Here is a 5,846-nt window from a genome sequence, read left to right on the forward strand (position 1 = left end):
GCTGGACCTGATTATGGTGACCACCGGCAAGCAGGCACGGCCAGCACGAGGGGAAGTGGTACATAGCGAGCCCCTGGTATGGGCAGGCGCCCAGAGCGGTATCGCGGTGACCCAAAATCCCCTCCCCCTGGCGCTGGCCAGCCAGGGCTGCCCCTGGCGCAAAATGGCCCTGGAGGCGCTGGACCACAGCCAACATCGCTACCGGATTGCCTATACCAGCGAGCACTGTGCCGGCCAGGAAGCGGCCATGCAGGCGGATCTCGCCATCGGCCCCTTTCCGCTCAGCCTCATTCAGCCCCCGCTACAGCAGCTGGGAGACGAATTTGCACTCCCCGAGCTGGGCGATTATCAAATCGCCATGCTCTACCGCGGCGAAGAAGGGTCTGCCACCCACGTGCTGGCTGGCCATGTCCGGGCCGTTTTCCGGGCCCTGCGGCTGTAATGGGTCAGAAAACACCAGAAACGATACAAATAATTTATTTTGTCTCATTGTGTAATCACCACATCCTCGTTAGCATAAATTGAAACGAGCGCATGACCGGTTCAGAACCGGCTTTCGAGGATGAACAAAATGACAGCACAAGCCTCTGCTTTCGATAACAAAACCCGGCTTGAGAACCAATGGCCGGAACCTCTCAGCGCCAAAGAACTGGATCGCAAATTCCCCGGCGTTCTGGACAACACCGTTATGTTGTCCGCCGGGGCGAATATCATCATGCAGCTGGCCCTGCCCGCGGTCGGTTACGGCGTCGCCGAGAGCCGTGTAAAAAGTGGCTCCGTCCTGCACCGTCCGCTCAAACGCACCCGCACCACCTTTACCTATCTGGCCGTTGCCATGATGGGCACGAGCGAAGAAAAGCTGGCCTATCGAAAAGCCGTTAACGGCGCGCACAAGCAGGTCTATTCCACTGACAGCTCCCCGGTAAAATACAATGCCTTCGACCCCGAACTGCAGATGTGGGTTGCCGCCTGCCTGTATTGGGGCTTTGTGGATACCTATCAGAAAGTTAACCGGACGCTGAGCCGCGCAGAGCAGGAAGAGTTCTATCAGTTATCTCACCCGCTGGGCACCACCCTGCAGGTTCGCCAGGACATGTGGCCCCGGGATCTGGATGGCTTTGAGGCGTACTGGCAAAACGGCCTGAAGAACCTGAGCATTGATGACCGTGTGCGTGAATTCCTGATGATCATCGCCGATCTGAAATTCCTCAATCCGGTTAGCCAGTTACTGTTCAGCCGCTTCAACCGGTTTGTCACCACCGGCTTTCTTCCTCAGGAACTGCGCGATCAGATGCAGCTGGAATGGAACGACGACAAGCAGCGCAAGTTTGAACGCTTTGTGCGGATGGCTGGCCGTATCAGCCGCCTCTTTCCTCGCCCTATTCGCCAGGCCGCGTATCTGCTGCCGCTCTGGGACTTCCGTCGCCGGCTGAAAAAAGGCAAGCCTCTCATTTGAACCCTGCTCGCCAATCCTGGTAGGGGGCATACCCCCCTATCCTTTTACCGGCAACCTTGCGATACCCGCCACCTCCTCAGGCAGCAGGTCACGGCTCTCCCCCGGGGCCAGGCTTTCATCCAGAACCAGATGACCGATAGCCAAGCGGTGCAACGTCAGCACCTTGTTATCGAAACGTCCGAACATTCTCTTGATCTGGTGATAACGGCCTTCGCACAGCCAGACATCCGCCTCGTAAGCACTACGAATTCTGAGCGTCGCCGGGCGTGTCTTGATGCCCTCGAATGCGAACCACATGCCTTCGGAAAATGCGGCCACATACGCCTCCGTCAGAGGCTGCTCCACCGTCACCCGATAGTGCTTACGAACCTGACTCTGCGGCTGACTCAGCTGCCGGGACCAGGCGCCATCGTTGGTCAGCAACACCAGGCCGGTACTGTTGAAATCCAGCCTGCCGGCCAGATGCAAACCCTGGCGCTGTGACGCAGGCAACAGATCCATCACAGTGGTGTGCTGATCGTCACTGGTGGCGCTGACCACGCCGGCAGGCTTGTTCAGCATCAGGTAACGCGGCGCCTCACTTTGCAGCAGCTCCCCGTCCAGCTCTACCCGGTCGAACGGGCCGATTCGCTGCTGACGATCCCTTACCGGCACGCCATTCACCCGCACGCGCCCCGCAGCCAGCACCGGACGCAGCCCGCTGCGGCTGACTTGCAGAACCTGGCTGAGAAAACGATCGAGTCGGTGGTTGCGGCTTGGCATCGGCACAGTCTACCTGCCGGCCATTCAAACCGTGATAGCTAAATGCTATTCAGGCATTAGAAAAAGACTATTATGAAAAGAGAATACAAACAGTTCCCATTAACAGCCATAATTTTATCAAGAGCGCCCAGGATAACGCTCTGCGCCACTATCTAGCTGCACCGTTATCCCAATGAACCCTCCGCTGTCACTACAGGATTGCCATGTCGACCTTTCCCTATCGCCTGACCGCACTGACACTCGCCTGTCTCACCGCCACTTTTGTCCATGCAGCCGAGGAAGAAAGCCATGTTCTTGAAACCGTAAAAGTACAAAGCAGTGCCGACGCCTCCAAGGAAGGCCTTAGTGAAGCCTACGCCGGTGGCCAGGTGGCCGAAGGCGGTTCTCTGGGGATCCTTGGCAAGCAGGATAGCCTGGAAACCCCTTACAGTTTCACCAACTACACAGAGCTGCTGATCGAAGACCAGCAAGCGGAGAGTGTCGGTGATGTGCTGCTGAATGATCCGGCGGTGCGGGTTGCCCGCGGCTTCGGCAACTTCCAGCAAGTCTATCTGGTACGTGGCCTGCCGGTGTACTCCGACGACATGAGCTACAACGGCCTCTATGGCCTGCTCCCTCGCCAATACCTGTCCTCGGAGTTCATTCAGCGCGTTCAAGTCTTCCGCGGCGCCAATGCGTTCCTGAACGGCGCTGCGCCCGGCGGCAGTGGGCTGGGCGGTGCAATCAACGTACTGCCCAAGCGCGCCCCCAACTATGCGGTGAACCAGTTCACCCTCGGCGTGGAGAGCGGCGGCCAGGGTTACGGTGCCGTGGACTTGGCGCGCCGTAGTGACGACGGCCGTGCCGGCATCCGCATTAACGCCGCCCGCCGCGATGGCGACACCGCTGTGGATGGCGAAAACCAGAAAATATCCATGTCGCATATCGGTGTGGATTTCCGCGAAGAAAACCTGCGTCTCTCCGCCGACCTGGGCTTCCAGAAATTCAGTATGGATGCCTCCATGCCCAGCATCACCTTTGCCTCCGGCGTACCCATCCAGAAAACCCCGGATGCGGACAAGAGCGTCGCCCAGCCCTGGACTTACTCCAACTCTGAAGACCTGTTTGGCACCCTGCGCGCAGAGTATGATTTTGCGGATAACGTCACCGCCTGGCTTGCTGCCGGGGCCCGCCAGGGCGACGAAGATGCCATCTTCGCCAATCCCACTGTTAACAATACTGCGGGCGATTACACCGCGAGCCGTTTCGAGAATGTCCGCGAAGATACCGTCATCACTGGCGAAGCCGGGGTTCGCTGGGATATCGCTACAGGCCCGGTGAAGCACACACTGAGCCTGTCTAGCGCCAGCTATGAACTGGACTCCAAGAACGCCTTTATCTTTGGGGGAGGCATCACCGGCAATATCTATAATCCCCAGACGGCTCCCATGCCGGCGTTGGGTTTCGCCGGTGGCGATCTGAACGATCCCAAAACCACCATCAAAACCCAGATGCGCAGCGTCGCACTGGCTGACCAGCTTGCCATGCTGGACGATAAACTACTGGTGACACTCGGTGCCCGCTACCAGGAAATCGAAGACACCAGCTACGATTACGACACCGGCGCCCGAGGCAACAAGTACGAAGACAACGATGTGACCCCGTCCGTTGGCGTACTGTACCGCCTCACCGATTCCGTCTCCCTCTACACCAATTACATCGAAGGCCTGGTGGCTGGCGGTAACGCTCCCGCCAACAACAACAGCCAGCCGGTGGCTAACGCCGGGGAAACCATTGCCCCCTTCACCACCGAACAGACCGAACTGGGCATGAAGTTCGATGCCGGAAACCTGGGCGGTAGCGTTTCCCTGTTCCAGAGCAAGAAGCCCATCACCGGTTTCGACGGCAACAACACATTCAAAATCGTGGATGACCAGACAAACAACGGCCTGGAATTGATGGCCTACGGCAAGCCACTGGACAGCCTGACAGTGCTCGGCGGTGTCAGCCTGCTGGATACCGACGTGGATGGTGAAGACGCCATCGGCTCCCCGGACACCCAGGCCAACCTGAATGTGGACTGGGCTGTCCCCGGCACGGAAGGCCTGTCCCTGGACGGCCGCGTGATTTACACCAGTTCCCAATATACCAACGCCGCCAACACCCAGAAAATACCGGACTGGACCCGCCTGGATCTCGGTGCCCGCTATCTGATCCCGGTCGGAGACGCTAAGATGCTGACCCTGCGCGCCCGGGTAGAGAATGTGGCAGATGCGGACTACTGGGCTTCCGCCGGCGGCTTCCCCGGTTCCAGCTACCTGACCGTAGGCGCTCCGCGTACCGTTATGCTATCCGGCACCTACGAATTCTGATCCCAGGGAAACGCCCCGGCCTGCCGGGGCAATCTTTTATGAAACAAAGCACGTTCCGAATCTGGTCTTCTCTGCACACCTGGACCAGCCTGATCAGCACCGCCTTCCTGTTAATGCTTTGCATCACCGGACTGCCGCTGATCTTTCATGATGAACTCGACAGCGTTCTCCACAGTGACCACTGGCAACCCGCCAACCCTGACGGTGCGCTGCTGAGTCTGGACGATATTCTCGAGCAGGCGGCGCAGCACCGCCCTGGTGAAGTCCCGCTGTACATGAGCTTCGATATCGACCGCCCGGTTATCAACGTCACCAGTGGTCCCGCGCCGGATTCCCCCGGACGCGACATGACCATGGCATCTTTCGATCGAACCAGCGGCGAGCCGGTACCCGGGCACGATGGCTTCGACATCATGGAATTCCTGCTGCAACTGCACACCGACATGTTCCTGGGCTTACCCGGCATGCTGTTCCTGGGCGCCATGGGCCTGCTGCTGATCATCGCCATTGTGTCCGGCGTTGTGCTCTATGCCCCCTTCATGCGCAAACTGGAATTCGGTGCCTTGCGCACCCGGCGCGCCAAACGCATCAAGTGGCTGGACTATCACAACCTGCTGGGCATTGTGACCGTCGCCTGGCTCACCGTGGTGGGTCTCACCGGCGTGGTGAACAGCCTTGCCGACCCTATCACCACTACCTGGCGAACCCAGGCACTGGCCGACCTGACTGCCGGCTACCAGGGCGACACCGTTCCCACCCCGGCTGAAATGGCCTCGCTGGATGAGGCCGTCAAGCAGGCAGTGGAAGCAGCGCCAGACATGACACTGCAATTCGTGGCCTTCCCCGGTGGCGACTGGTCCACCAACTACCACTACGCCATTTTCCTGCACGGCAACACGCCGTTGACTTCGCACATCACCACACCGGTGCTGATTGATGCCCGCACCGGCGAGTTTGCCGGCATGCGGGAGATGCCCTGGTACAACAAGGCACTCGCCCTTTCCGGGCCACTACACTTTGGGGATTACGGCGGATTACCGCTGAAGATTCTCTGGTTTGTACTGGACCTGTTTACCATTGTGGTGCTGGTGACCGGCCTGTACCTGTGGTGGGTACGGCGGCGAAACAACAACGCTGGAGGGGCATGATGAGCCGTATCTTTGCCATTCCGCTGTTCATCGGCATCACCAGTATCGTGGGGCTGCTGGCCGCCCTGCTCGGCGATGGCATCTACGACGGAGTATCCTGGTTGGGCCTGGGCATCCCGGTGGCCGCCG

General features: G+C 59.2%; 4 protein-coding genes and 1 pseudogene. 4 read left to right on the plus strand and 1 reads right to left on the minus strand.

Annotated features, from left to right (window positions below; translation table 11 throughout):
* Both A3754_RS14930 and A3754_RS14935 read left to right on the plus strand, forming a co-directional pair.
* Nucleotides 1-442: pseudogene (locus A3754_RS14930) on the plus strand (LysR family transcriptional regulator); the annotation flags it as partial.
* A 129-nt stretch (nucleotides 443-571) separates the two neighbouring features.
* Nucleotides 572-1,456 (plus strand): oxygenase MpaB family protein, encoded by an 885-nt coding sequence (locus A3754_RS14935; protein WP_063520337.1) that lies wholly within the window; start codon nucleotides 572-574, stop codon nucleotides 1,454-1,456.
* A gap of 36 nt (nucleotides 1,457-1,492) precedes the next feature.
* On the opposite strand, the gene A3754_RS14940 is transcribed toward A3754_RS14935, so the two are convergent.
* On the minus strand, nucleotides 1,493-2,218 hold the full coding sequence (locus A3754_RS14940; RefSeq protein ID WP_063520334.1) for a pseudouridine synthase: 726 nt from the start codon (nucleotides 2,216-2,218) through the stop codon (nucleotides 1,493-1,495).
* A gap of 203 nt (nucleotides 2,219-2,421) precedes the next feature.
* Between A3754_RS14940 and A3754_RS14945 the strand changes: the two genes are divergently transcribed.
* A complete protein-coding gene (locus tag A3754_RS14945; protein WP_063520335.1) occupies nucleotides 2,422-4,569 on the plus strand; it encodes a TonB-dependent siderophore receptor in 2,148 nt (715 codons plus the stop codon).
* Nucleotides 4,570-4,607: 38 nt separating this feature from the next.
* Nucleotides 4,608-5,717, plus strand: a complete 1,110-nt coding sequence (locus A3754_RS14950; protein WP_156497013.1) for a PepSY domain-containing protein — start codon at nucleotides 4,608-4,610, stop codon at nucleotides 5,715-5,717.
* The last annotated feature ends 129 nt before the right edge of the window (nucleotides 5,718-5,846 follow it).

The sequence above is a fragment of the Alcanivorax sp. HI0083 genome, assembly GCF_001635175.1.